Genomic DNA, 24,835 nt, shown 5'->3' with positions numbered 1-24,835 from the left:
CACGTTGGTGGTTTCCGCCCTGGGCGGAGGTGTGATCCCGCTGCGGGGCGGCATCCTCGCCAAATTATTGGCAGTGGGAGGCCCCGCGCCGCCGGGAGGTGGGGGTTTGAAAAAGCGGCTCCGTACCAAAGTAAACGGTTTCTTGACTCGTGTATAGCCCTTTGCTAGTTTTTGAGAAAACGCTTTCCGCGTTGTCTGTCACTACGAATAGAATCGAAGGGCCCAGGGGACGCAACAGTGCGGTTCCGTCTCACGGAATCTGTCTTGGCGCGGATGTGCTGTTCGGGAAGATCTCGCCGCAGGACGGCGCGAAAGGGGCTTCAAGAAGCCAGCTCCAAGCCGGCCTGACCCCCGGTTGGTCCCCGTTTGATCCACGCCATCAAAACCACATCCGAACAGGAGGCCAGCCAATGACAGGTAGCAGCCAGCGCGTCAGGCCCAGCGCCATCGCCGGCTACGAAGACTGGCCCGCCTATGTCCAGCAGCACCCCCGCTACCAGGCTGCCACCATTGCAGCCCAGGAACTTGCGGACGCCCTCGGCGTGCCCGGGGCGCCGGCGTCTCCTGACGTGACCGTCCAGTGGGAGGAGACGTACGACGGCGTCACCACCTCCCAGCTCAGCTGGCAGTTGGGCTTCGGTCCCCGGAGTACGGGCTGGCTGATCCGCCCGGCCGGCGCTTCCGGGCCGCTGCCCGGCATCCTGGCACTGCACTGCCACGGCGGCAACAAGTTCGGCGGCGCGGACCGGCTGGTTGAACTCCGCAAGTCCCATCCCTCCGCGAAAAACGCCCGGGCCGGCCATTACGGCGGCCGCGCCCTGGCCACGGACCTGGCCCGTGCCGGTTCCGCCGTCCTGGCCCACGACACGTTCGGCTGGGGCAACCGCCGTTTTGACCTATCGGTTCCGGCTTGGCGGACGGCCGACGCACTGGAGGCGAGGCAGGCGCAGTGGCGGCAGGACGGCGTCGTACCTTCCGAGGCCGACGTGTACAACGCCGCCGCCGGATTCCACGAGGAAACCGTGGCCAAGACCGCCGGCCTGCTGGGCACCAGCCTCGCCGGAATGGTGGCCCACGACGACCTCGCAGCCCTGGAGATCCTCGCCTCGCTGCCGGACGTGGACCAGCAAAGGCTCGGCTGCATCGGCTTCTCCGGCGGCGGGGGCCGGTCCCTGGCCCTCGCCGCGCTGAGCCCCCGCATCAAGAGCTACGTGGTGACGTGCATGATGACCACTTTCCAGTCGCTTCTGCCCGCCTACCTCGACGCCCATTCATGGCTGCTGCAGACGCCGGGGCTGTGGAAGCTGGGTGACTGGCCGGAACTCTCCGCCCGGGCCGCGGCCCGCCGCCTGCTGGTGCAGTACGCACTGGCGGACCAGCTCTTCCCTGAAGACGGCATGCGCGGCGCCCACCGCATACTGGAGTCCCTGCACAGCCCCGACAGCTACACCGGGAGCTTCTGGCCCGGCGGCCACGTCTTCACCGCAGGCATGCAACAGGAAGCGATCGATTTCCTGTCCGCCTCGCTCGGCGCCAAAGACCCTAAAACCCTTCCTCCCTTCAGCTACCAAGGACCCACCTCATGATTGATCAATCCGCCACAGCGCAGCGCGGCCGCCACGCCACGGGAGGTGCCGCCCCCGGGGGCGTCCAGCGCATCGCCCTGGTGGGCGTCCACGGCTTCGGCGAACAACACCTCGCCAACCTCGCCAGGCTCGAACAGGCCGGCACCGTGGAACTCGTCGCCGTCGCGGACCCCAACCCGCCGGCCCCTGGACGGCTCGCGAAATCCGTAACTGTGTTCGACAACCTGGCCCAACTGCTGGCAGCAGACCCCGGCGTCGACGTCGTCATTCTCGCCACCCCCATCCAGACCCATGCTCCCCTGGCCCTCGCAGCCCTGTCAGCGGGCAAGGACGTCTATGTGGAAAAGCCGCCGGTGGCCTCGCTGGCCCAGTTCCGGGAAATGCTGGCCGCAGCCGAAACCGCGGGACGCCTGGTCCAGGTGGGCTTCCAAAGCTTCGGGTCCCACGCGCTTCCCGCCATCCGGGCGCACGTCGCATCAGGCGGCATCGGAGACATCCTCGGCGTGAGCGCAAGGGGCGAATGGGTGCGCAGCAAGGCGTACTTCAAGCGCTCCCGCTGGGCCGGAAAGCGCAACCTGGACGGCACCGACGTGGTGGACGGGGTGGCAACCAACGCCCTGGCCCACGCCGTGGCCACGGCGCTCCACCTGGCCGGGGCGCACACCCTGGCGGACGTGGAATCGGTGGAGACGGACCTGTACCGGGCACACGATACCGAGAGCGACGACACCTCCGTCCTCCGCGTGCGCACCGCCGGCGGAACCACCGTCACCTGCGGGCTGACGCTGTGCGCGCCGGAGCAGCAGAACCCGTCCGTGACGGTGCACGGCACCCAGGGCGAAATCACCTTCTTCTACACCGAGGACCAGGTGGTCTTCAGCACCGCGGACGGCGAGCGCCGGGAGACGTTCGGCCGTACGGACCTGCTGGAGAACCTGTTGGCCGCGCGCTCCACGGGCACGCCGCTGCTGTGTTCGCTGGCGGACACCGGCGCCTTCACTACAGTGCTGGAAGCCATCCGGACGGCCCCGGCGCCGCAGCCCATCCCGCCGGAACATGTCATCTGGGAGGGCGAAGGCGACGACGCCCACCCCGTGGTTGACGGCATCGCAGCCGTCATCGAAAGGGCCCTCAAGGCCCAGGCCACCTTCGCCGAGCTGGGTGTTCGCTGGGCCCGGGACCTGCCGCCGGCCCGCACGCTCACTGTGGACCGCAAGCCCGTTGCCGGGTACCAGGACGGCAGCCGGATCCGGGCAGTGTCCTCGCCCCGCCCCTACCTGCATCCCGTCCGGACCCTGGCGGGCACGGTGGTGACGGACCACCAGCCGCTTGACCACGTGTGGCATCTCGGCGTCGGGGTGGCGCTGCAGGACGTGGACGGCATCAACTTCTGGGGCGGCCGTACCTATACCCGTGAAGCCGGCCAGTACGTCTGGCGCCCGGACCACGGCAGCATCACGGTCCGGGACACCCTCGTCGAAGAAACAGCTGCCCGGACGGGCGGACGGGACGGGAAGCTACAGGAACTCCTGGGCTGGAACGGTCCCGACGGCGCGCCGGTGCTCGTCGAGGAGCGCACCTGGACCTGGGCCGGCGTCAGCCCGTCCATCTGGCGAATGTCCCTGGACTTCGCCCTCTCCCCCGCGGGCGGCCAGCCCGTCAGCCTCGGGAGCCCCGGCTCCAACGGCCGCCTTGAAGGCGGCTACGGCGGGTTCTTCTGGCGGCTGCCCGCGTGCGAGGCCGCCACCGTATGGACGTCCGCCGGTTCCGGCGAGTCCGGGGTGCACGGTTCGGTGACGCCCTGGCTCGCCTGGGCTGCAAAGTTCGACGGCGGCGCGCCAGTCGGCGGGGCATCAGGCGCCGGGGCACCCGCCGGCAGCGCCACGCTCGTCTTCGTCGCCGCTGAGGGCTCCACCGACCCCTGGTTCGTCCGCGTGGACGGCTACCCGGGCGTCGGCCAATCCCTCGCCTGGGACACCCCGGTCATCGCCGAACCGGGCCGTCCGGTCCAGCGCAGCATCACCGTTTTCGTAGCCGACGGGATCCTGGGCACCACCGACATCGAAGCACTCATCAACCAGCAGGGGAACCGTTCATGAGCCAGACCACAGCCGACAAAACGCTGCATTCGGGCAGGACGGCCCCGGCCTCCGCGGCGGACCGCGCCATCAAACGCCGGCGCGTGCTGGACATCCTTGACGCCAAAGGGCGGGAATCCCTGCTCCTGACCACCAACACCGCGCTGACGTGGTACCTGGATGGCAGCCGGGTGCACATCAGCCTGGCCGGCGATCCGATCGCCGCCCTTCTCGTGGACCGCGAGGGCGACCACCTCGTCACCTTCAACAATGAGGCCGGCCGGATCGCCGCCGAGGAGCTGCCGGCCGGCGTCGCCCTGCACTCCGTACCCTGGTACGGCAACCTGCACGAGGCCGCTGCCGTCGTCGGACGTACTGCCTCGGCTGGAACTGGCCCGGGTGGAACTGCCGCCCAAGGCGGCACAGCCGGGCGTGGCACAGCGCCGCTGGCCGAAGCCGACGTGGCGTCGGAGCTGCGCGCCGCACGCCAGCAGCTGCTCCCGGCCGAGAGCACCCGCTATGCCCGGCTCAGCGCCGAGGTTGCCGTGATCATGACGGACGTCCTCTCCACGGCCCGGCCGGAGACCACGGAGTTCGAGCTGGTGTCCGCCTTGGCCGGCCGGGTTGTCGCCGCCGGCGCGGAGCCCCTGGTCCTGCTGTGCAACGGCAGCAGCCGCAGCGGGTTCCGGCACCCGCTGGCCACGCACTCGCCCCTGGGCCGCCGCGCGATGGCCGTCCTCTGCGCCCGTCGGGACGGCCTGGTTGCCAACATCACCCGCTGGGTAAGGTTCGACGCCGGCACGGCGGAAGAGCGCGACGCCGAGGCACGCATCGCCGCAGTGGAAGCAGACATCTTCGACGCCACGGTCCCCGGAGCACGGCTGGACCGGATCTTCGCCGAGATCCAGGCCTCCTACGCCCGGCACGGCTTCGGCGCGGACCAATGGGAGCAGCACCACCAGGGCGGTCCCGCCGGCTACGCGGGCCGTGACCCCCGGGTTACGGCCGCCGCGACGGACACAGTGGTCCTGGACCAGGCCTTCACCTGGAACCCGTCCGGGCCCGGCGTCAAGATCGAGGACACGGTCCAGCTCACCGCAACGGGCCTGCGGGTCCTCACCGTCGACCCCCGCTGGCCCTCGACGGCGGTCAACGGACTGGAGCGGCCGGCCACCCTCCAGCTCTAGCCACAACGCTCGCTCAGTTCCTGCGGAAAAAACCGAAACGCTCTATCAGTTGACGCCGTAGTCCCGGCACCAACTGATAGAGCGTTTCGGTGAAACCGACATCAAGTGAGAGAGCGTTTCGGTTAAACCGACATTAAGTGAGAGAGCGTTGTCAGGGAAGTACGAGTTCCCCGTCGACCCGGCGCGGGATGCCCAGCGGGTTGCTTTCGTGCAGGGCCGGGTGCAGCACCGTTTCGGGCGCATCCTGGTAGGCAACCGGACGCTGGAAGCGGCGCACCGCCGTCGCGCCCACCGAGGTGAACAGCGAGGTGGTGGCCGGGTAGGGGCCGCCGTGCTGCTGGGCCCAGTTGACGGCCACACCGGTGGGCCAGCCGTCGAAGAGGACGCGGCCGGCCAGCTCGGACAACTGGCCCACAAGGCCGGACACGTCCTCGCCCGGCTGGGCGTGCACGGTGGCGGTGAGGCTGCCCGGCACCTTGGCCAGGACCGCGGACAGCTCCTCCTGGCCCGAGTACTCGATCAGCATGGTGGTGGGGCCGAAGCACTCTTCCAGCAGCTCCCCGGGGCGCTCCAGGACCTTTGCCGCCGAGGTGGAAAAGACCACGGGTGCGGCGCCGTCGGACACTGCGTCCTGGTCCACGGTGCCGCTGACCACCTTCACGCCCTCCACGGACGCGAAGCTGCGCAGGCCGTCCGGGTAGGCCTCCGCAATCCGGCTGGTGAGCATGCCCAGGGCAGGCTTGTCCTTGCTGGCTGCCGCCACTTTCGCGGCAAAGTCTGTGCCAGCCGGGATGAACACCAGGCCGGGCTTGGTGCAGAACTGTCCGGCGCCCAGGGTGAAGGACCCTGCAAGCCCGGCAGCGAGCTGGTCCGGGCGTTGCGCCAGGGCTGCCTCCGTGACCACTACCGGGTTGAGGCTGCCCAGTTCGCCGTAGAACGGGATGGGATCGGGGCGGGACGTGGCCAGGTCGAAGAGGGCGCGGCCGCCGGGGATGGACCCGGTGAAGCCCACGGCCTTGATGGCGGGGTCCTGGACCAGCGCTGTTCCCACTTCGCGGCCGCTCACCAGGGCGAACAGGCCGTCCGGAGCGCCCGCGCCGCGCAGCGCCTCTGCCACAATCTCCGCCGTTCGCTCGGACAGCCGGAGGTGGCCCGAGTGCGCCTTGACGATCACGGAGCAGCCCACGGCCAGGGCCGAGGCAGTGTCGCCGCCGGCAACCGAGAAGGCGAACGGGAAGTTGGAGGCGGAGAAGACCGCAACCGGTCCGATGGGCCGCAGGATGCGCCGCAGGTCCGGCTTGGGCGGGGTGGAGTCCGGATCCGCGTGGTCGATGATGGCCTCAAGGTAAGTGCCCTCGGTGATCACCCGGGCGAACAGGCGCAGCTGGCCGGTGGTGCGGGCCACTTCGCCGGTGAGGCGGGCGGCGCCCAGGCTGGTCTCGGAATCCGCGATCTCGACGAGCTCGGCGGCGTTGGCGTCCAAAGCATCGGCCACAGCGTTGAGCCAGGCAGCGCGCCGGGCATCCGAGGCAGCCGCGGAAGCTTTCGCTGCCTTCGTGGCCGCAGCCGTGAGCTCGGTAAGGGAAAGGGTTGCAGTAGTCACTGGGATCCTGTTCGTCGTGATTAGGTCTGCGGGTTGTCAGTGAACCGGAAGCCGAGCCCCGGCTGGTCCGTGAGGGTCACCCGGCTGTTGCTGAACCGGACCGGCGACGGGCCTGCCAGGATCCCCAACTGTTCGAAGGATGCCTCTTCGACGTCCTCCACCATGGTGGGCTCCGCCAGGGTCAGGGCCAGCTGCCCGGACAGTTCGGGCAGCAGATGCGGCATGACCCAGATGCTGTTGGTCCGTGCCAGCTCAACGATCCGCCGGAACGGGGTAATGCCTCCCACCCGGACGATGTTGGGCTGGATGATGTCCACCGCTTCCGCCTCAATGAAATCGCGGAACCGGTAGACGGTGTGCAGGTTTTCGCCAAGGGCAATCGGCACCGGTGAATGCTTGCGGAGCCGCCGGTACGCCCAGAGATCGTCCGCGCGGATGGGTTCCTCGAGCCACTCCAGCCCGAATTCGGACAGGACGTCGAGGGCCCGGAAGGTGGCGGGCAGGTCCCACCGCTGGTTGGCGTCGATCATGAGCTTCCGGTCCGGCCCCAGCACGGAGCGGACCGCGGCAACACGTTCGCGGTCCTCGCGCAGGTCGGGTTTGCCCACCTTGATCTTCACTGCCTGGTGCCCGGCCGCGACCCAGCGTTCGGCCTGCGCCACCAGCTCGTCAAGGGTGTAGTGCAGGTTCACCCCGGAGCCGTAGACCTCGGCAGACTCCTGCCGCTGGCCGAGGTATCCGGTGACGGAGGTTCCGGCGCGGGAGGCCTGCAGGTCCCAGAGGGCAAGGTCCACCCCGGCCATCGCGATGGTGGTCAGTCCCCCGCCGCCGGCCTCATGCAGCCGTTTCCACAGCGCGTCCCACACCACCTCGGGGTTGGCCGGCAAGCCGGCGACGAAAGGCGCAATGTCATGGTCCAGCAGTGCCTTAACCGCCTGGGGGCCGATGGTGGGCGTCCAGGAGAAACCGTGCCCCGCGCCGCCGTCGTCCGTATGGATCTCCGTGACGATCACGTGGTTTTCAGGTGCTTCCACGCCCCAGCTGCGGCGCAGCGGAACCGTGATGAGGCGGGTGGTGAGGCCCGTGATGCGCGGTGCGGTGCGCACCGCTTCGGCGGCCGGGGCGCCCATCAGCGGCCGGCCAACTCGTAGCCCCTGGCGAGGATGGCCTTCAGCTGGACCAACTGCTCCTCGGTGGGGTCGACCAGCGGCGGGCGCACGGGGCCCACCGGCAGGCCGCCCAGGCGCAGGCCTGCCTTGATCAGTGAAACGCCGAAGCCCGGAGTCTGGTCACGGAGCCGAACCAGCGGCGCGTAGAAGCCTTCCAGCAGGGCGTTCCGGCGGTCCTCGTCGCCCGCTTCGTAGGCATGGTAGTAGGCCGTGGCGATTTCCGGCGCCATGGCGAACGCGGCGGACGAGTACAGCGGGATCCCCAGTCCGCGGTAGGCGCCCTGGGTCAGTTCGGCGGTCAGCAGCCCGTTGAAGAACGCAAAGTCCCGGCGTCCCGTGGCGCGGACCGCGGACACAATTTCCTGGGCCAGGCCAACATCGCCGAGCCCGTCCTTGAAGCCGATGACCTTGGGGTTGGCGGCCAGCCTGGTCATGGATGCGGCCGTGAACCTGGCGTTGCCGCGGTGGTACACGATGACCGGCAAGCTGCTGGCGTTGGCCACGGCCTCGACATAGGCAACCAGACCGTCCGTGGGGCCGGTGACCAGGTACGGCGGCAGCACCAGGAGCGCGTCCGCGCCTGCTTCTTCGGCAGCGCGGGCGGCGGCGAGGGCATGGCCCAGGGGTCCGCCGGCTCCTGCTACTACCGGCACCTTTCCGGCAACAACCTCGACGGCGGCAGCGACTACGATGCGGATCTCGTCGATGCTGAGGGCGTGGAATTCGCCGGTGCCGCAGGCGGGGAAGACGCCGCCCGGCCCGAACGGAAGCCGCGAGCTGATGTGTTCTTTGAGCAGTTCCACGTCGACGGCACCAACGGCTGTGAACGGGGTGACGGGGAAGAACAGTACGCCGTCGAATTTCATGGTGTCTCCTTGGCTCCGCCGCCGGTGCTGACCAGCGCGGAGTTCTCGTCGTTGAGGGTGGAACGGGACTTGAGTTCCGTGCGCCAACTGCGCGCGGGGTGCCAGCCCAGGAGTTCCTGTGCTTTGGCGATGGAGAAGGCCGGGCTGGTGCCGGTGAGCCCTGCGCTGAGGACTTCGCTTCCGGGCAGGAATTTTGGCATCAGTTCGGCCAGGGGCGCGGTGGCGAGGGCGTCAGCGGCTCCGACGAAGAAGGTTTCCCCGTTGGGGATGAACGGCATCCTTTCCAGCAGCAGGTCGAGGAAGTCCGCCACGTCCCGGGCGTCCACGTAGTTGAACAGGGCGGGTGCGGAGAGGGCGGGGTCGGCCAGCCGTTCCACAAGGGTGTGGCCCTGCTGGGTGGGCGCGCCTTCCCACTCCTCCGGGGAGATCACGTAGCAGGGGCGGAACGCCGCGTAGCGGATCTTTTCGCCCTGGGCTGCCGCGAAGGCCTGGACGGTCTGCTCCGCGATGAGCTTGGAGAGCGCGTACGCGTTCCACGGCTTCGGCGGGGTCCGCTCATCCAGCGGGAACGACGGCGGCAGCCAGCCCGCAGGTGCGCCGTAGCCCAGCACGGTGGGGCTGCTGGCGGTGACGATCTTCGGCACGCCCACTTCCGTCGCGGCGCTGACCACGGCGAAGGCGAGGCGTGTGTTCGTAGCGAAGATGACGTCCTCGGGCGCGCTGAAAGGCACCGCGATCGCAGCGAGGTGGATGACGGCGTCGGGCGTGGTTTCCCGGAGGAGGCGCGGCGCCTCGCCCGGCGCCAGGAGGTCGGCGGTTTCCTGCACCACCCCGGCGGGAAGCTGGTCCGCCGGGACGGCGTCGCGGTCCACGGAGATGACCTGGTGGCCTTTGCCGGCCAGCCCCGCCACCACGCTGCGTCCCAGCCGGCCGGAGCCGCCGGTGACAAAGATCCTGCTCATGGTTGTTCCTTCAGGTTCTCGGGCCGGTCACTTGCCGCGGCGGAGGTCGATGCCGAGGTCCAGGTCCGCGATGCGTACGGGCAGGGAGGTCTCGAGGGAGCGGTTGCCGGCGATGCCCACGGACACCGACCTCAGCCCGTCCAGGTAACCGGAGGGGCGGCCCAGCGGGTCCTCGCCCGGACCGTTGAAGAGGTCCGAGAGCAGGAGCTCGTCGCCGCCGCCGTGTCCGCCTTCGCCGTTGACGATCGGCACCTCGTAGGCGGCTTCCCAGTGGCGCTGGACCACCAGGCGTTCGCCGTTGCGGCGGATGGCGTCCTCTTCCTCCACCGGGGTGGCGCTGGGGTCCACCACAGTCTTCTTGTCCGTGCTGTGCAGCACGGCGGCGCGTTCCACGACTTCCAGCTCGGCGCGGCCCTCGGTGCCGTTGACTGCGACGCGATAGCCCTCCCAGGGGCTGTGGGCGTTCAGCGAGTAGCTCAGGCGGGGCCCGCCCTGGTACTCCACCACGAGTGCGAGGTTGTCCTCGATGGTGATGCCGCCGGTGAAGACGTCCTGGTCGCGGCGGTAGCCGTCGTAGTGCTCGTTGTCCAGGAACAGCGCCTTGAGCCGCTCGTCCTCCCGCAGGTCCAGCGCGAAGGGGTCCTTCGCGCTGGTGCTTGTTCCGGCGGCGGAAGCATCGGCGTCGGGCGTGCCGCGCTCCGGACGGGGGCCCAGGCCGCGCTCGGCGGCGTTCGTGTCACCGTAGAACTTCAGCCCGCCGGAGGCGAACACGCGCTCGGGGACGTCGTCGATCCACCAGTTCACCAGGTCGAAGTGGTGGGACGCCTTGTGGATGAGCAGGCCGCCGGAGTTCTTCTTTTCGCGGTGCCAGCGGCGGAAGTAGTCCGCGCCGTGGACGGTGTCCAGCACCCAGCTGAAGTCGACGGACGTGACCTTGCCGATCACGCCGCTCTGGATGATCCCCTTCAGTGCGGTGTTGCGCGGCGAATAGCGGTAGTTGAAGGTGACCACAACGTTGCGGCCGGTCTCGTGCACGGCCTGGGTGATGCGGCGGCAGCCCTCGGCGTCGATGGTGAGGGGTTTTTCGACGACGACGTCCGCCCCGGCGCGCAGGCCCTCCACGATGTAATCGGCGTGGGTGTAGTCCGGCGTGGTCACGATGACCCGGTCGATGTTGTTGGCCTGGATGAAGGCTGTGAGGTCCGCCGGATCAAAGGACGCAACGGGTCCCGGGGCGCCGAGTTCCTGGATGAGCTGCTGGTAGAACTCCACCCGGCCGGGGTTTACATCCGAGAACGCCACCAGTTCGGCGGTATCTGCGTGCTTGCCGAAGATCGCGCGGATGTACATCTCGGAGCGCCCGCCGGTCCCGATCAGGGCGATGCGGGTCTTTCCGCCCCGGCGGGCGGCAGCAGCTTGGGCGCCGGGAACGGCGTGAAGGCCGTCCGCGGACTCGGACCGGGCCTCTGAAGCAGAAGTCGACTCGGCTGTGTTGACCATGAGGGTCCCTTTCGAAGGCTTAAATCCGGCCCGCCGGGCCGTTGTTCGGGGTTGATCCGGTTCTATGCTGACGAGGCGTGAGAAAACGCTTTCCGGATTCGTTATATGAGTTCTATCAACCGGACCGCCCATCCGTCAACCATTGGCAGCGTTGTGAGAAAGCGTTTTCTACCCCGGCGCGGCGGCCGCACGGGAAAAGCCGGGAAAACCGTGCGGGAAAATTCGGGAAAAGAAGAGAAATCGCTTTCCCGTCCCGTTATATGCTTTCACGTACGACATGCTCTGACTAGTACGTCGACAAGGAGTTGGCCGGGTACCCCCGCCAGCGGACTGCGCCCGGGCCTGCCGGCTCCGGCGCTGAGGAAGGGGCCACTTATGGTCAGGAAATCGGCTTCCGGCCGGATCGGCATCGCGGATGTTGCCCTCAAGGCGGGCGTCTCGCACGCCACGGTTTCGCGCGTCATGAACGGCAACTTCACTGTTGACCCTGAGATCGCCGCCCGCGTGAAGGCAGCTGCGGCTGACCTGAAGTACCAGCCCAACCCGGTGGGACGAAGCCTGGCCCTCGGCAAGACCGACACCATCGGCATCGTGGTGCCGGACCTGGCCAACCCCACTTTCCAGGCCATCCTCCGCGGCCTCAGCCGGGCGGCCGCCCAGGACGGCTACCGCGTCCTCATCGCCGACTCCTTTGAAGTCTCCAGCGAGGAGTCCATCCTTGCGGGTGAGGCGCGGCGGCGCTGCGATGGCCTGGTCCTGTGCGCTCCGCGCATGAGCGACGCCGAGCTGGAAGAGCTGGCCCCGTCACTGCGCCCGCTGGTGCTGATCAACCGCACCACGGCAGCCGCCGATGTTCCCAGCCTGGTGGTGGACTACGGCCAGGGCGTGCAGGACATCGCCGAACATTTGGTAGAGCTCGGGCATACCCGCCTCGCCTTCCTGGCAGGGCCTCCCCGCAGCGCGTCCAACAACCTCCGGCTCCAGGGCCTGGAGGCGTTCAAGGCCGCCCATCCGCATGTTGAGGTCACCATGCTTGAAGGCGGCTCCGATTTCGACACCGGCCATGGGTCAGTAGACGCGGTGCTGGAGAGCGGTGCCACCGGGATCCTGGCCTTCAACGACCTCGTGGCCATGGGCCTGATGAGCGGGCTGCACGAGCGCGGCCTTGACGTTCCCGGCGACATCTCCGTCACCGGGTTTGATGACATCCCCTTCGCCAAATACACGACGCCGACGCTCACCACGGCAGCGGTGCCCATCACCGAGCTGGGGGCGGAGGCATGGCACCAGCTGCGGGCCCTCATCCGGAATGAAGCGAGCCAGACTCCCGGCAGCCGCTACCAGCCGAGGCTCGAAGTGCGGGCCAGCACGGGCCCGGCCAAGGCCGCCCGCACCGCGGTGCACGGCTGACATCCGCTCACGGGGCTGGCCTGGCCTCCGCCGGATCCAGTCCTGCTTCCTTGTAGTAGCCCTGGATGTGGGCGGCAACGAGCCTTGCCGCCCGTTCGCCGTCGTCATTCCTGATGGCGGCGAGGATGCCGCCGTGCTCCGACTTCAGCCGCGATGCCGTGTCCTCCCAGTCGGGGAGGCTGGAGGTGATCTGCGCGGCATAGCTCTGGATGGATTCGCGCAACGATCCCATCATGGCGCTCACGACGGCATTGCCGGCGGCGTCGGCCAGGGCAAGGTGGAACCGGACGTCCAGCGCCAGGAACTCGTCGACGGCAAGCCCTTCCGCGGCCATCTGGTCCAGCAAGGCGGCGGCTGTCTCCAGCTCCGGCGCGTCCGGCCTGGCTTTCGACGCGGCCCAGGACTCGAGGAGCACCCGGGTTTCCACGATGTCCGCCACCGGAAGGTGCTGGGTTGCAACGTGCAGCCGCAGGGCAGAGCCGAGGGCCGCCGTGGGATCCGAAATGACCACCGTGCCGGCCTCCGGACCCGAGCCGACCCCGGCCCGGACCACGCCCATCGCCTCAAGGATCCTGATGGCCTCGCGCACGGACGTTCGCGAGACCTTCAGCTGTTCCGCAAGCGTGCGCTCGGCCGGAAGGCGGCCGCCCACGGTCAGCCTGCCCTCCGAAAGCTCATTTTCGATCCACGACAAAACAAGCTGGTGCGTCCGCATAGGGCAATGGTACTTGATGTGGTTGGACCACATGGCCTACAGTGTGGTTAGACCACAGGAGGTCCCGGATGCGGACCTGCCGGCCAACGGAGGACGCCATGACCCACACCATCCAGCCCAACAATCCGGAAGCAACTCCCGCACCGGACGCGACGGATATTCCGGCCACAACGCCGCCCGCCCCGTCCACTACCCAGGCACCGGCCGCTCCCCCGGCCGCCGCTGCCGTGCCGGCGGCGCTGAAGCGCCGCATCCCGAAGTACTCGGACCTGGCTCCGCTGATGCAGTTCAAGAAGCCGGAGTTCAGCAAGGAAGCCCGGCTCAAGCGGGCCAGCACGGTCTGGGAGCTGCGGGACATCGCCAAGCGCCGCACCCCGCAGGCGCCTTTTGACTACACGGACGGCGCCGCCGAAGCGGAAATCACCCTTCGGCGTGCACGCCAGGCCTTCCTGGACATCGAATTCCGGCCCGGCATCCTGCGGAACGTCTCCGCGATCGACCTCAGTACCGACATCCTGGGCAAGCCGTCCCGCCTTCCGGTGGGGATCGCGCCCACCGGCTTCACGCGGATGATGCAGTCCGAGGGCGAGTACGCCGGTTCGCAGGCAGCCGAGGCCGCCGGCATCCCCTACACGCTGTCCACCATGGGCACCGCGTCCATCGAGGATGTTGCCGCCGCCGCACCGAACGGCCGCAACTGGTTCCAGCTGTACCTGTGGACGGACCGCGACCGCTCGCTGGAACTGATCGAGCGCGCCGCCAAGGCGGGTAACGACACGCTGATGGTCACCGTGGACACCGCCGTCGCCGGCGCCCGCCTCCGCGATGTCCGCAACGGCATGACCATCCCGCCGGCGCTGACCATCAAGACTGTCCTTGATGCGTCCTACCGGCCCGCCTGGTGGTTCAACTTCCTCACGCATGAGCCGCTGACCTTCGCTTCCCTGTCCCGCTACACCGGCACCGTGGCGGACCTGATCAACTCCATGTTCGACCCCACCCTGACGTTCGAGGACCTGGACTGGCTGCGCGAAACCTGGAAGGGCAACCTGGTGGTCAAGGGCATCCAGACCGTGGAGGATGCCCGCCGGGTTGTTGGCCATGGAGCGGACGGCGTCATCCTGTCCAACCACGGCGGCCGCCAGCTGGACCGGGCCCCCATCCCGTTCCATTTGCTCCCCGAGGTCAAGGAAGCCTTCACCAAGGACAACACGGATGCGGCGATCATGCTGGACACCGGCATCATGAGCGGCGCGGACATCGTGGCAGCCCTCGCCCTGGGCGCCGACTTCACGCTGATCGGCCGCGCTTACCTGTACGGCCTGATGGCCGGCGGCCGGGCGGGCGTTGACCGCACCCTGCAGATCCTCGAGAAGGACATGGCCCGCACCATGGCGCTGCTGGGCGCCAGCAAGATCTCCGAGCTGACCCCGGACCACGTGCGCCTGCTCAACAACTAAGCCCCGCCCAACCGGCTCGCAGTTAACGCACCGAAATCCGGATTTGAATGCGTCAACTGCGAGTCAGTTGGATTAAGAGCTACTTCTTCCGGCCGAACTTCGGCAGGTTGGGGAGGTTGGCCAGGAGATCCGCGGCCTTGGTGGCGGCGCGCCCCACGGTCCTGCCGATCTGCTGGGGCACGCTGTCATCACTCAGTGGCGCGGTGGTTCCGCCGGGAATCACGACGGCGGGACTCAGGTCCGCACCGTCCCTCGCCAAGACTCCGGCGGACACAGCCTCGGCCGCTACTGCGCCGGCGGTCGCGGCCTCCTTGTGTGCGGCAGCCGCCTTCCTGGCTTGCGCGGGCGCAGGTTCGGCCCGCTTGGCGTCAGTGGCTGCGGCCGGGGCCGCGCCGGCTGCCGCAGCCGGCGCCGGTGCCGCCGAACCGACGTCGAGCGTTTCCAGCCAGCTGGCAATCCCCTCCAGCGGCTTACGGTTCAGTGCGTAGTAGCGCTTCTGCCCCTGGGCCCTCATGCTCACCAGCTGGGCTTCGCGGAGGACTTTGAGGTGCTTGGAAATGGTGGGCTGGCTTGCCGCCAGTTCCTCCACCAGTTCGCCCACGGCCTTGTCTCCGGAACGGAGGGAGACGAGGATGTCCCGCCGGGTCGATTCCGCTATGACGGCAAATACGTCGTCTGTCACCATGCCTCCCACCCTAGCGACATATACGCCCAAAGGCATCAACTATTTCGGCCGGTACCCGTCACCATTGCCCCGGTTTCCCGGCAGTGCTAGAACGGTGTCACTGCTGCCCGGATTCCCGCGCGGCGGCCACCACGGTTTGAGGGGTGGGTGGTGATGGAGTTCCTTCGCCAGCAACTGTTCAATATCATCGCGTTCGTGTTCCTGGGCTTTTTCGTGGCGGTCTGGGGCGCGGTGCTGCTGCGCGTCGGATTCTGGGTGCCGGACGGACGCACGGTGGCGCCGCCGCTCAACGGGGCCCTGGTCACGGCGGCCGGAGTCCTCGCCACGTCGTTGAGTTCGCTGACGGCGTCGGCCTTGGGATTTACCATCGCCGAGGTCCGTCGGGACGAGCTTCAGCGGGAGCCGGGCAGGCCCGCGGCCTTCAATCCTGCCGAGATCACAGCCAGGTTGTCCGGGCGGATCATTGCAGCGATCCTGGTCTACCTCGCCGTGGGCCTGGCCGTCCTGTTGCTCTGGCTGGCCAAAGGGACGGCATCAACGGACCTGATCGGCGCTTTCGCTTTGTCCCTGCTGGGCTGGCTCATCGGCGCTGCCGGGGTGGTGTTCCAGACGGAAAAGCCGAGCAGCTGACCAGGCAATCAGCGCAAGGAAGTTGAACCGGCACTGGTCGAACCCGCGGTCAGTCGAACCAGGGGTCCAGCCCGTGGAGCGGGAAGACTGCCTTCCTCGTGGCCATGACCGTCCTGTCCACGGCATCGTTGGGGTCGAAGCCCACTTCCCAGGACCGCCACCACAGTTCCACGTCGTCGCCCATCAGGAGGGGGGCGTCCCTGCCGAACTTTGCCAGGACATAGGCGCGCCAGTCCTCCGGGACGGGAGTGCGCAGCGGCACGGGCCGCCCTGACGCGATGGCAATCAGGTGGCTCCAGGACCGCGGGACCACGTCCGTAACGTTGTACCCGCCGCCCCCGGTGGCGATCCAGCGGTTGTCGCAGTGCCGGGCGGCGAGACTGCCGACGGCGGAGGCGGCCTCCCGCTGCCCGTCAACGCTGAGGTTGAGGTGTGTCAGCGGGTCCGTGCGGTGGGAGTCGCACCCGTGCTGGCTGACGATCACCTCCGGCTGGAAAGCGGCCACCAGCTGCGGCACCACCGCGTGGAAGGCGCGAAGCCAGCCGGCATCCCCCGTCCCTGACGGCAGGGCGACATTCACCGCCGTCCCCTCGGCCTGCGGACCGCCGATCTCATTGGCGAATCCGGTTCCGGGGAAGAGCGTAAGGCCGCTCTCGTGCAGCGAAATGGTGAGCACACGGGGATCATTCCAGAAGATGCTCTCCGTCCCGTCCCCGTGGTGGGCGTCGACGTCGATATATGCCACCTTGCTGATGCCGCCGTCGAGCAGCTTCTGCACGGCGAGTGCAGCGTCGTTATAGATGCAGAACCCGCTGGCCCGTTCGCGGGCGGCATGGTGCATGCCGCCGCCGAAGTTAACCGCGTGCAGCGCGGAGCCGTCCAGGATCCGGGAAGCTGACAGCAGCGAACCGCCGGCCAGCCGGGCTGCCGCCTCATGCATGCCGGCGAAGGCGGGATCGTCTTCCGTGCCCAGCCCGCGGGCCTCATCGGGCTCCGCCGGGTTGGCGCTGACCCTGCGGACCGCCGCAACAAAGTCTGCGGAATGCACCGACTCCAGCGCGGCGTCGTCCGCCACTTCGGGCGCTTCCACCACGACGTGGTCCAGGCCGAACAAACCCAGGCTGCCGGCCAGGCGGGCTGTCAGGTCCATCCGCTCCGGCGCCATCGGATGGCCCGGACCGAAATTGTAGGCAGTCATGTCAGAACTCCACGCCACCACCGTTGGGGGCGCGGGCTGGCTGAGACCCGGGAGGTATGTCATCAATCACAGGCTACCTGAGCCGGCGGCCCCTCCTGCCCGGCCATAACGCCGCATTAGTGGTTTACTACTGAGGGAAGCAGTTTCTACCGAGGAAAAGCCACACATGACGCAAAGCCAGTCGAGGCCCCGGAACCCGGCCAGCTGGCATCCCGCAGCGCAGGAGCGGGAAGGCCTCTGGATCCTTACGCGGCTGCGCGACTTCATTGACGACATCGCAAACACCTCCCCGGCCCGGCTTGCCCTGACGGTGTTCGCCGCCGTCTGCCTGGTCTTCACACTCATCCTCTCGCTGCCGGTCTCGTCCGCCGCCGGCACGCCCACCCCGGTCCACCAGGCGCTGTTCACGGCAGTTTCGGCCGTGTGCGTCACCGGCCTGACCGTGGTGTCGACGGCGGTCCACTGGTCCTTCTTCGGGCAGCTGGTGATCCTGGTGGGCGTCTTCATTGGAGGCCTGGGCACGCTGACCCTGGCCTCCTTGCTTGCCCTGATGGTCAGCAAGCGGCTGGGCGTGCGGGGGAAAATCATCGCCGCGGAATCCATGAACAACGCAGGCCGCCTGGGCGAGGTGGGCACCCTACTGCGGATCGTCATCACAACATCAGTGGTGATCGAAGGAATGCTGGCGCTTGCCCTTGTCCCGCGGTTCCTGACCCTGGGAGAGCCGTTCTGGCAGTCCGTGTGGCACGGGATCTTCTACTCCATCTCGTCCTTCAACAATGCCGGTTTTACCCCGCATTCGGATGGGATCGTGCCTTACGAAACGGACCTTTGGATCCTGGTCCCGCTGATGCTCGGCGTCTTCCTGGGAAGCCTCGGGTTTCCCGTGGTGATGGTCCTCCAGCAGAACGGGCTGAACTGGAAGAAGTGGAACCTCCACACCAAGCTCACCATCCAGGTATCCTTCATCCTCCTGTTTGCCGGCACTTTCCTGTGGGCTTTGATGGAGTGGGACAACCTGCGGACCATCGGGACCATGGATTTCGATGACAAGGTGACGCATGCCCTGTTCGCCTCCGTGATGATGCGGTCCGGCGGCTTCAACCTGGTGGACCAGAACCAGATGGAGTCCACCACCATGCTCTTGACCGACGCGCTCATGTTCGCCGGCGGCGGCTCGGCATCCACGGCCGGCGGCATCAAGGTCACCACCATCGCCGTGATGTTCCTGGCGATCGTGGCGGAGGCCAGGGGCGACACCGACGTGCAGGTCTACGGCAGGACCATCCCGCAGGGCACCATGCGCGTTGCCATCTCCGTGATCGTCGCGGGCGCCACCCTGGTGTCCGTGTCCGCCTTCCTCCTGCTGCACATCAGCGGGGCGTCCCTGGACCGGGTGCTGTTCGAGACCATTTCGGCTTTCGCCACCGTGGGTCTCAGCACCAACCTCAGCGCAGAGGTGCCGCCGGCGGGCGTTTACGTCCTTGCCGCCCTGATGTTCGCCGGCCGCGTCGGCACCGTGACCCTGGCGGCCGCCCTGGCCCTCCGCCAGCGCAGCCAGTTGTACCACTATCCCGAAGAGAGGCCGATCATTGGCTAGTTCCCCAGACGCCCCCCGGCGCCCCGCCCACAACGCTCCAGTGCTGGTGATCGGGCTGGGCCGCTTCGGTTCATCCACGGCAGAACAGCTGGTCAAGCAGGGCCGGGAAGTCCTGGCTATTGAACGGGACCGGTCCCTGGTGCAGAAGTGGGCACCGCTGCTGACCCACGTGGTGGAGGCCGACGCCACCAACATCGATGCGCTCCGCCAGCTCGGCGCGCAGGAGTTCAGCTCCGCCGTCGTGGGCGTGGGCACGTCCATCGAGTCCTCCGTGCTGATCACGGTCAACCTGGTGGACCTTGGCATCGAGCACCTGTGGGTCAAGGCGATTACGCCGTCCCACGGCAAGATCCTCACCCGGATCGGCGCCAACCATGTGATTTATCCGGAGGCCGACGCCGGCGTCCGCGCAGCCCACCTGGTGTCCGGCCGGATGCTGGACTTCATTGAGTTCGACGACGACTTCGCGATCGTGAAAATGTACCCGCCGCGCGAAACGGTGGGGTTCACCCTGGACGAGTCAAAGGTCCGTTCCAAGTACGGCGTGACGATCGTGGGCGTGAAGTCGCCCGGCGAGGACTTCACCTATGCCCGCCCGGAGACCAAGGTGTCCTCCCGGGACATGCTGATCGTGTCCGGCCACGTGGACCTGCTGGAACGGTTCGCTGCCCGGCCGTAATTGCACGGGCGCCTGGGCCCACGCCCGCCGGGTTCCCTGGCCGAGCTTGCGAGGTTAGGGAGCGGGTGGGGACTAGCCGAGCTGCCTGGTGATTTCGGCTGCCCGCTCCGTAGCCGCGCGGGCACCGGCCACAATGATGGCGGGAAGGCCCCGCTCGTCAAAGGTGGCGATGGCCCGTTCAGTGGTGCCGTTCGGGCTGGTCACTGCCTTGCGCAGCGCCGTTGGATCCGCCCCGGGCTCGGCCAGCATGAAGCCGGCCCCGGCCACGGTTTCCCTGGCAAGGAGAACGGACAGTTCCGGATCCAGGCCCAGTTCCCGGCCGGCTGCCGCCATTGCTTCCGCCAGGTAGAACGCGTAGGCGGGTCCGGAGCCGCTGATGGCCGAGACCGCGTCCACCTGCTCCTCCGGGACCTCCACCACTGTTCCCGCACCCCGCAGGACGTCCTTGACCTTTTGAAGCTGCTCCGGGGTGCAGTGCGTCCCCGGCGACACCGACACCACGCCGCGGCCCAGCTTCGCCGGTGTATTGGGCATGGCGCGGATTACCGGCTGCCCCGCCGGCAGTGCGGCCTCGAGCTGGGCGATGGACACCGCGGCAGCCACGCTGACCACCACGGCGGTTGGTGAGAGGGAGCGGCTGACCTCCCGCGCAAGGTCAAGGATGCCAACAGGCTTGACGCCAAGGATGACAACGCCGGAGCCCTTGGTTGCCTGTTTGTTGTTGTCCGGCTCCTCCTCACCGGCAATCGCGGTCACGCCGTGGTGCCGCTCGGCCAGTTCCGCGGCACGCCCCGCACGCCGGACCGTTGCGACGACGTCCGCGGGATCCGTCCCCGCTTCCAGCAGGCCACTCAGAATTGCTTCGTTCATGGATCCACAGCCCAGGAAGGCGATTCGGTTGCTCATGGCTCCATCATTACAGTTAGGCCCCGCCGGCGCCGAAAATGATGACCACCGGGTGGACAACCCGGTAACCAGGGAACCGGCTGAAATGCACTCACATGTGGCTCACATGTAAGGCGCAGGTACCTCACAACTTGGGGTCCTAACGTAGTTATTACCTCATTGAGGGTGCGAGTGATGCGGCAGGGATGGGGATCCCTGCCAGGGCACCGGCGGTCGGCAACAGGTTTTCCCCCATTTTCCTGTTGTGGACGCCGGTGCTTCCGCTTTTAACCGGCTCGTGTGCCGCGGGCACCGTCCGGCAGGGCCCTAGGCCGGGGCTTCGACAGCCTGCGGCGCCGCCACGTGGGGCGCAGGCTCCAGCGGCCCCGAAAACACCAGCTGGTCCAGCCGGCGCAGGATCAGGCCTTCACGCAGGGCCCAGGGGCAGATCCGGAGCTTCTTGAACCTGAAGAGCTCCAGCGCGGCCTCGGCAACGAGTGCTCCGGCCAGCAGCTGATGGGCACGTGCCTCGGAAACCCCCGGCAGGTGCAGCCGGTCCTCGGCCTTCATCGCCGAGATGCGCTGCGCCCACACTCCAAGGTCCGTCGCACGGAGCTCCCGCTTGACGTACGGGCCGGCCGCGCTCGGGGCCGCGCCGGCGATCCGTGCAAGGGAGCGGAAGGTCTTGGATGTTCCCGCCACGACGTTGGCACGGCCCAGCCCGTCGAATTCCCGCACCGCGGGCTTGAGGGTGGCCTGGATGTACCGCCGCAGTTCCTTGACGCTCTTGGCTGACGGCGGATCCTCGGATAGCCAGTCCCTGGTGAGCCGGCTGGCACCCAGCGGCACGGAGGTGGCAACCTCCGGAAGTTCGTCCTGGCCGAAAGCCATCTCAAAGGAGCCGCCGCCGATGTCCAGGTTGAGGATGGGCCCGGCGCCCCAGCCGTGCCAGCGCCTGACGGCAAAAAAGGTCATCGACGCTTCTTCGCTGCCGGTGAGCTCCTGCAGCGTCACAGTGGTTTCGTGTTTTACGCGCGCCAGGACTTCAGGGCCGTTGGTGGCCTCGCGGATGGCCGACGTACAGAACGCCAGGAGGTCCTCGGCCTTGTGCCTGGCGGCAAACTCCCAGGCTTCCAGCACAAATTCGGTGAGCTCGTGCTGGCCGGCGTCGTTGATGCTGCCGTCCGGTTCCAGGTACTGGACCAGGGACAGCGGCCGCTTATGCGAGGCGAAAGGTACCGGGCGCGCGCCGGGGTGGGCGTCCACCAGGAGGAGATGGACAGTATTGGACCCGATATCGAGGACGCCTAGCCGCATGGTGACATTATTGCTCGTCAGCCCGCTTGAAGTCGCGCTTGATGTTGGCCACGCCCTCAGGGTTGATCTCGAACCCGTAGGCGGCGCCCGGGTTGATAACCATGCCCAGCTCCTCGCCGATGTTCGCGATGATGGCTGCGCCCTGGGTGCCCAGCACGTTCGGCGCAGCGTCAAGGTACTGCTGGTCCACGCGGCTGGGGTGCGAGAAGACGGCAAGCACGGGATCGCCGTCGGCATTGCCCAGGACCAGCGGCTCCACCTGGGAGTCCTCGCCCTCGATGCCGTCCGAACTGATGATGTAGACCTCGCTGTTCAGGAAGGACAGGATGACGTCCACCGGGCTGGCGTCGGGCTGCCCGCCCTTGGCGAGCTTTTCCTCGAGGTCGTTCAGGGGCTGGAGATCCGTGTGCGCAGGCTGTTCAGTCATCCCTCTACCCGATCACGATCCCGTGCGGCATGCAAACGCCCGGCTACTTCTTCGCGGTGGCCTTTTTCTTGGCCGGCGCCTTGCGGGTGGCCGTGCGCTTTACCGGGCCCTTGGCGCGCTTCTCGGCCAGGAGCTCCACGGCCTGCTCGCGCGTCAGTTCCTCCAGGGAGGTGGCCCGCGGGACGGTGATGTTGGTGATCCCGTCCGTGATGTAGGGGCCGAACCGGCCTTCCTTCACCACGATGTTCTTCTCCGACACGGGGTCCGGGCCGAACTCCGCCAGCGGCGGGACGGCAGCCCGGGCTCCGCGCTGTTTCGGCTGGGAGTAGATCTCCAGCGCCTGGTCCAGCGTGATGGTGAAGATCTCCTCCTCCGAGCCGATGGACCGGGAGTCGGTTCCCTTCTTCAGGTATGGACCGAACCGGCCGTTCTGCACCGTGATGAGGTTGCCTTCGGCGTCCTCGCCCAGGACGCGGGGGAGGCTCATGAGCTGCAGGGCCTCGTCCAGCGTTACCGACTCAACGGTCATGGACTTGAACAGCGAGCCCGTTCGCGGTTTGGCCTTGACGGGCTTCTTGGGCGGCTTGGGCTTGCCGTTCTTGTAGTACTCCACCGGCTGCGCAGCGATTTGCTCCTCGGTCATCTCCGGGATGATCTCGGTGACGTAGGCGCCGTAGCGGCCGTTCTTGGCAACAACGGTGTGGCCGGTGTGCGGGTCCGTGCCCAGCACGCGTTCCTCGGGGGCAGCGGTCTCCATCAGCTCAATGGCCTTGGCAGCGGTCAGCTCGTCCGGAGCCAGGTCCTCCGGCACGTTGGCCCGGGGCGACTCCACGATCTCCCCCGTCTTCGGGTCAACAGTGGCGGCTGAGCTTTCCAGGTACGGGCCGAACTTGCCCACCCGGAGCGTGATCTGGTCCGTGATGGGAATGGAGTTGATTTCCCGCGCGTCGATTTCGCCGAGGTTGTTCACGATGCTCAGCAGGCCCGGATCCGAGTCCTCGCCGAAGTAGAAGTGCCGCAGCCAGGAGGCGCCCACGGCCTGGCCGTTGGCGATCTTGTCCAGGTCGCCTTCCATGTCCGCAGTGAACTCATAGTCCACATAGTCGCTGAAGTGCTGCTCCAGCAACCTGATGACGGAGAAGGCGATCCAGCTGGGGACCAGGGCCGAGCCCTGTTTCCGGACGTAGCCGCGGTCCTGGATGGTGGAGATGGTGGAGGCGTAAGTGGACGGGCGGCCGATGCCCTTCTTCTCCAGCTCCGCCGTCAGCGATGCTTCCGTGTAGCGCGGCGGCGGCGAGGTCTCGTGGCCCACGGCGATGATGTCGGACGCCTTGAGGGCGTCGCCCTTGGCCACATTGGGGAGGCGGCGGGCTTCGTCGGAGTCGTCGTCGCCGCGGGTCTCGTCCTTGCCTTCCTCGTAGGCGGCAAGGAAGCCGGGGAAGGTAATCACTGTGCCGGACGCGGAGAACTCCGCGTCCCGCCCGTCAGCGGACACGGCGCCCAGGCGGATGGTGGCCGTGGAGCCCTTGGCGTCAGCCATCTGGGAGGCGACGGTGCGCTTCCAGATCAGCTCGTAGAGCCGGAATTCGTCGCCGGAGAGCTGCTTGGCCACCTGGGCGGGGGTGCGGAACGAGTCGCCGGCGGGACGGATGGCCTCGTGCGCTTCCTGGGCGTTGGCGGCCTTGCCGGTGTACACACGCGGGGACTGCGGGATGTACTCCGGGCCGTACAGCTCCGAGGCCTGGCGGCGGGCAGCGGTGACGGCTTCGTCGCTCAGCGCGGACGAGTCCGTACGCATGTAGGTGATGTAGCCGTTTTCGTAGAGCCGCTGGGCCACCTGCATGGTGCTCTTCGAGGAGAAACGCAGCTTGCGGCCTGCCTCCTGCTGCAGCGTGGAGGTGGTGAACGGCGCAGCCGGACGGCGGGTGTACGGCTTGGTGTCGACGGACCGGACGGTGAACGAAGCATCCTGCAGCCCGGCCGCCAGGGACGCAGCCAGCTCCTCATTGAGGTGGGCGACGTTCTTCGAGGTGAGGACGCCGTCGTCGTTGAAGTCCCGGCCGCTGGCTACCTTGGCGCCGTCCACGGCGGCGAGCTTCGCTTTGAACGAGCCGGCGTCTGCGCCGAACTGGCCCGTGAGGTCCCAGTACGAGGCGGCTTTGAAGGCCATCCGTTCGCGTTCGCGGTCCACCACCATGCGGGTCACCACGGACTGCACGCGGCCGGCGGACAAGCCGCGGGCCACCTTGCGCCACAGCACCGGGGAAATCTCGTAGCCGTACAGCCGGTCCAGGACGCGGCGGGTCTCCTGCGCATCCACCAGCGCGGTGTCCACATCGCGCAGGTTGCCCATGGCGCGCTGGATGGCTTCCTTGGTGATTTCACCGAAGGTCATCCGGTAGACCGGGACCTTGGGCTTGAGCACTTCGAGCAGGTGCCACGCGATGGCTTCGCCCTCGCGGTCCCCATCGGTTGCGAGGTAAAGTTCGTCGGCGTCCTTGAGCGCGGCCTTGAGCTCAGTCACCTTTTTCTTTTTGTCCGGGGAGACCACGTAGTACGGCTTGAAGTCGTGTTCAATGTCGACGGCGAACTTGCCCACCGAGGTCTTCTTCAGCTCAGCGGGGAGTTCGGACGGCTGGGGAAGGTCGCGGATGTGACCAATGGAGGCCTCTACGATGAAGCCCTCGCCCAGGTACTTGGCGATGGTCTTGCTCTTGGCCGGAGACTCCACAATCACGAGTTTCTTGCCGGTTTTGGCCTTGCTTGGCACGGTGCTCCTACAGAAAAAGGTTGCTCGGGCAGATGCGCCCATACTGGCCTAGTTCACCATATTTTGCAGAAATGTGCGCATCCATGTGGAAAAGTAGGGGGTTCCCCT

20 protein-coding genes are annotated in these 24,835 nt (G+C 67.6%); 8 read left to right on the top strand and 12 right to left on the bottom strand.

Translation table 11 applies throughout. The annotated features are described in order from the left end of the window. Positions 1 to 410: 410 nt before the first annotated feature. Genes GK109_RS13635 through GK109_RS13625 form a run of 3 tightly spaced genes read left to right on the top strand, consistent with a single transcriptional unit; the run spans position 411 to position 4,851 of the window. Positions 411 to 1,586: an acetylxylan esterase gene (locus tag GK109_RS13635; protein WP_157241188.1), complete on the top strand. Its 1,176-nt coding sequence runs from the start codon at positions 411 to 413 to the stop codon at positions 1,584 to 1,586. Continuing rightward, entirely contained in the window at positions 1,583 to 3,685 is a 2,103-nt protein-coding gene (locus tag GK109_RS13630) for a DUF6807 family protein (protein WP_157241186.1), read from the top strand. Before GK109_RS13635 ends, GK109_RS13630 begins: the two co-directional genes overlap by 4 nt. Next, positions 3,682 to 4,851 (top strand): Xaa-Pro peptidase family protein, encoded by a 1,170-nt coding sequence (locus GK109_RS13625; protein ID WP_157241184.1) that lies wholly within the window; start codon positions 3,682 to 3,684, stop codon positions 4,849 to 4,851. The genes GK109_RS13630 and GK109_RS13625 overlap by 4 nt, the downstream gene beginning before the upstream one ends. 151 nt (positions 4,852 to 5,002) lie before the next feature. Here GK109_RS13625 and GK109_RS13620 read toward each other — a convergent pair whose 3' ends face one another. The 5 genes from GK109_RS13620 to GK109_RS13600 are packed head-to-tail and all read right to left on the bottom strand — an operon-like array spanning position 5,003 to position 10,951. Further along, positions 5,003 to 6,454 carry an aldehyde dehydrogenase (NADP(+)) gene (locus GK109_RS13620; RefSeq protein ID WP_370460584.1) on the bottom strand — a complete coding sequence of 484 codons (1,452 nt, stop codon included), beginning with the start codon at positions 6,452 to 6,454 and terminating at the stop codon, positions 5,003 to 5,005. A gap of 20 nt (positions 6,455 to 6,474) precedes the next feature. Then, entirely contained in the window at positions 6,475 to 7,584 is a 1,110-nt protein-coding gene (locus GK109_RS13615; protein WP_157241182.1) for a mandelate racemase/muconate lactonizing enzyme family protein, read from the bottom strand. Further along, positions 7,584 to 8,489 carry a 5-dehydro-4-deoxyglucarate dehydratase gene (locus GK109_RS13610; protein ID WP_157241180.1) on the bottom strand — a complete coding sequence of 302 codons (906 nt, stop codon included), beginning with the start codon at positions 8,487 to 8,489 and terminating at the stop codon, positions 7,584 to 7,586. Before GK109_RS13610 ends, GK109_RS13615 begins: the two co-directional genes overlap by 1 nt. After that, positions 8,486 to 9,451: an NAD(P)-dependent oxidoreductase gene (locus tag GK109_RS13605; protein ID WP_157241178.1), complete on the bottom strand. Its 966-nt coding sequence runs from the start codon at positions 9,449 to 9,451 to the stop codon at positions 8,486 to 8,488. The genes GK109_RS13610 and GK109_RS13605 overlap by 4 nt, the downstream gene beginning before the upstream one ends. Before the next feature lie 27 nt (positions 9,452 to 9,478). Beyond that, entirely contained in the window at positions 9,479 to 10,951 is a 1,473-nt protein-coding gene (locus GK109_RS13600; RefSeq protein WP_157241176.1) for a Gfo/Idh/MocA family protein, read from the bottom strand. 375 nt (positions 10,952 to 11,326) lie between these two features. Here GK109_RS13600 and GK109_RS13595 point away from each other — a divergent pair, with 375 nt between their 5' ends. Continuing rightward, entirely contained in the window at positions 11,327 to 12,361 is a 1,035-nt protein-coding gene (locus tag GK109_RS13595; RefSeq protein WP_157241174.1) for a LacI family DNA-binding transcriptional regulator, read from the top strand. A 7-nt stretch (positions 12,362 to 12,368) separates the two neighbouring features. Here the strand turns inward: GK109_RS13595 and GK109_RS13590 are convergent, their stop codons facing one another. After that, a complete protein-coding gene (locus tag GK109_RS13590; protein WP_157241172.1) occupies positions 12,369 to 13,076 on the bottom strand; it encodes a FadR/GntR family transcriptional regulator in 708 nt (235 codons plus the stop codon). A gap of 98 nt (positions 13,077 to 13,174) precedes the next feature. On the opposite strand from GK109_RS13590, the gene GK109_RS13585 reads away from it, so the two are divergent. Next, on the top strand, positions 13,175 to 14,536 hold the full coding sequence (locus GK109_RS13585) for an alpha-hydroxy acid oxidase (RefSeq protein ID WP_157241170.1): 1,362 nt from the start codon (positions 13,175 to 13,177) through the stop codon (positions 14,534 to 14,536). A gap of 79 nt (positions 14,537 to 14,615) precedes the next feature. Here GK109_RS13585 and GK109_RS13580 read toward each other — a convergent pair whose 3' ends face one another. Continuing rightward, on the bottom strand, positions 14,616 to 15,221 hold the full coding sequence (locus tag GK109_RS13580; protein WP_157241168.1) for a helix-turn-helix transcriptional regulator: 606 nt from the start codon (positions 15,219 to 15,221) through the stop codon (positions 14,616 to 14,618). Between the two features lie 153 nt (positions 15,222 to 15,374). Here GK109_RS13580 and GK109_RS13575 point away from each other — a divergent pair, with 153 nt between their 5' ends. Continuing rightward, the gene (locus tag GK109_RS13575) at positions 15,375 to 15,851 is read left to right on the top strand and encodes a hypothetical protein (protein ID WP_157242943.1); all 477 of its coding nucleotides are present in this window, start codon (positions 15,375 to 15,377) and stop codon (positions 15,849 to 15,851) included. Positions 15,852 to 15,900: 49 nt separating this feature from the next. On the opposite strand, the gene GK109_RS13570 is transcribed toward GK109_RS13575, so the two are convergent. Then, positions 15,901 to 17,112: an acetoin utilization protein AcuC gene (locus GK109_RS13570; protein ID WP_157241166.1), complete on the bottom strand. Its 1,212-nt coding sequence runs from the start codon at positions 17,110 to 17,112 to the stop codon at positions 15,901 to 15,903. Between the two features lie 103 nt (positions 17,113 to 17,215). Between GK109_RS13570 and GK109_RS13565 the strand changes: the two genes are divergently transcribed. Both GK109_RS13565 and GK109_RS13560 read left to right on the top strand, forming a co-directional pair. Continuing rightward, positions 17,216 to 18,649: a TrkH family potassium uptake protein gene (locus GK109_RS13565; protein WP_157241164.1), complete on the top strand. Its 1,434-nt coding sequence runs from the start codon at positions 17,216 to 17,218 to the stop codon at positions 18,647 to 18,649. 40 nt (positions 18,650 to 18,689) lie between these two features. Beyond that, entirely contained in the window at positions 18,690 to 19,328 is a 639-nt protein-coding gene (locus GK109_RS13560; RefSeq protein WP_171059109.1) for a TrkA family potassium uptake protein, read from the top strand. 72 nt (positions 19,329 to 19,400) lie between these two features. Here the strand turns inward: GK109_RS13560 and proC are convergent, their stop codons facing one another. From proC to topA, 4 genes are all read right to left on the bottom strand, one after another. Further along, positions 19,401 to 20,234, bottom strand: coding sequence for a pyrroline-5-carboxylate reductase (gene proC / locus GK109_RS13555; protein ID WP_157241162.1), 834 nt, complete (start codon positions 20,232 to 20,234; stop codon positions 19,401 to 19,403). A gap of 306 nt (positions 20,235 to 20,540) precedes the next feature. Beyond that, entirely contained in the window at positions 20,541 to 21,530 is a 990-nt protein-coding gene (locus tag GK109_RS13550; RefSeq protein WP_157241159.1) for a Ppx/GppA phosphatase family protein, read from the bottom strand. Between the two features lie 7 nt (positions 21,531 to 21,537). Then, a complete protein-coding gene (locus tag GK109_RS13545) occupies positions 21,538 to 21,957 on the bottom strand; it encodes an SseB family protein (RefSeq protein ID WP_157241157.1) in 420 nt (139 codons plus the stop codon). A 43-nt stretch (positions 21,958 to 22,000) separates the two neighbouring features. Further along, positions 22,001 to 24,727: a type I DNA topoisomerase gene (gene topA, locus GK109_RS13540; protein ID WP_323056719.1), complete on the bottom strand. Its 2,727-nt coding sequence runs from the start codon at positions 24,725 to 24,727 to the stop codon at positions 22,001 to 22,003. Positions 24,728 to 24,835 lie beyond the last annotated feature (108 nt).

The sequence above is a fragment of the Pseudarthrobacter sp. GA104 genome (assembly GCF_009741265.1).
Classification (GTDB): domain Bacteria; phylum Actinomycetota; class Actinomycetes; order Actinomycetales; family Micrococcaceae; genus Arthrobacter.
This window is presented reverse-complemented; position numbering and strand designations above follow the sequence as displayed.

Bases quoted from the DNA above. Each gene is read 5' to 3' on its own strand.
- GK109_RS13635 (WP_157241188.1), top strand. From the start codon at position 411: ATGACAGGTAGCAGCCAGCGCGTCAGGCCCAGCGCCATCGCCGGCTAC.
- GK109_RS13630 (WP_157241186.1), top strand. From the start codon at position 1,583: ATGATTGATCAATCCGCCACAGCGCAGCGCGGCCGCCACGCCACGGGA.
- GK109_RS13625 (WP_157241184.1), top strand. From the start codon at position 3,682: ATGAGCCAGACCACAGCCGACAAAACGCTGCATTCGGGCAGGACGGCC.
- GK109_RS13615 (WP_157241182.1), bottom strand. From the start codon at position 7,584: ATGGGCGCCCCGGCCGCCGAAGCGGTGCGCACCGCACCGCGCATCACG.
- GK109_RS13610 (WP_157241180.1), bottom strand. From the start codon at position 8,489: ATGAAATTCGACGGCGTACTGTTCTTCCCCGTCACCCCGTTCACAGCC.
- GK109_RS13605 (WP_157241178.1), bottom strand. From the start codon at position 9,451: ATGAGCAGGATCTTTGTCACCGGCGGCTCCGGCCGGCTGGGACGCAGC.
- GK109_RS13600 (WP_157241176.1), bottom strand. From the start codon at position 10,951: ATGGTCAACACAGCCGAGTCGACTTCTGCTTCAGAGGCCCGGTCCGAG.
- GK109_RS13595 (WP_157241174.1), top strand. From the start codon at position 11,327: ATGGTCAGGAAATCGGCTTCCGGCCGGATCGGCATCGCGGATGTTGCC.
- GK109_RS13590 (WP_157241172.1), bottom strand. From the start codon at position 13,076: ATGCGGACGCACCAGCTTGTTTTGTCGTGGATCGAAAATGAGCTTTCG.
- GK109_RS13585 (WP_157241170.1), top strand. From the start codon at position 13,175: ATGACCCACACCATCCAGCCCAACAATCCGGAAGCAACTCCCGCACCG.
- GK109_RS13580 (WP_157241168.1), bottom strand. From the start codon at position 15,221: ATGGTGACAGACGACGTATTTGCCGTCATAGCGGAATCGACCCGGCGG.
- GK109_RS13575 (WP_157242943.1), top strand. From the start codon at position 15,375: ATGGAGTTCCTTCGCCAGCAACTGTTCAATATCATCGCGTTCGTGTTC.
- GK109_RS13570 (WP_157241166.1), bottom strand. From the start codon at position 17,112: ATGACATACCTCCCGGGTCTCAGCCAGCCCGCGCCCCCAACGGTGGTG.
- GK109_RS13565 (WP_157241164.1), top strand. From the start codon at position 17,216: ATGACGCAAAGCCAGTCGAGGCCCCGGAACCCGGCCAGCTGGCATCCC.
- proC (WP_157241162.1), bottom strand. From the start codon at position 20,234: ATGAGCAACCGAATCGCCTTCCTGGGCTGTGGATCCATGAACGAAGCA.
- GK109_RS13550 (WP_157241159.1), bottom strand. From the start codon at position 21,530: ATGCGGCTAGGCGTCCTCGATATCGGGTCCAATACTGTCCATCTCCTC.
- GK109_RS13545 (WP_157241157.1), bottom strand. From the start codon at position 21,957: ATGACTGAACAGCCTGCGCACACGGATCTCCAGCCCCTGAACGACCTC.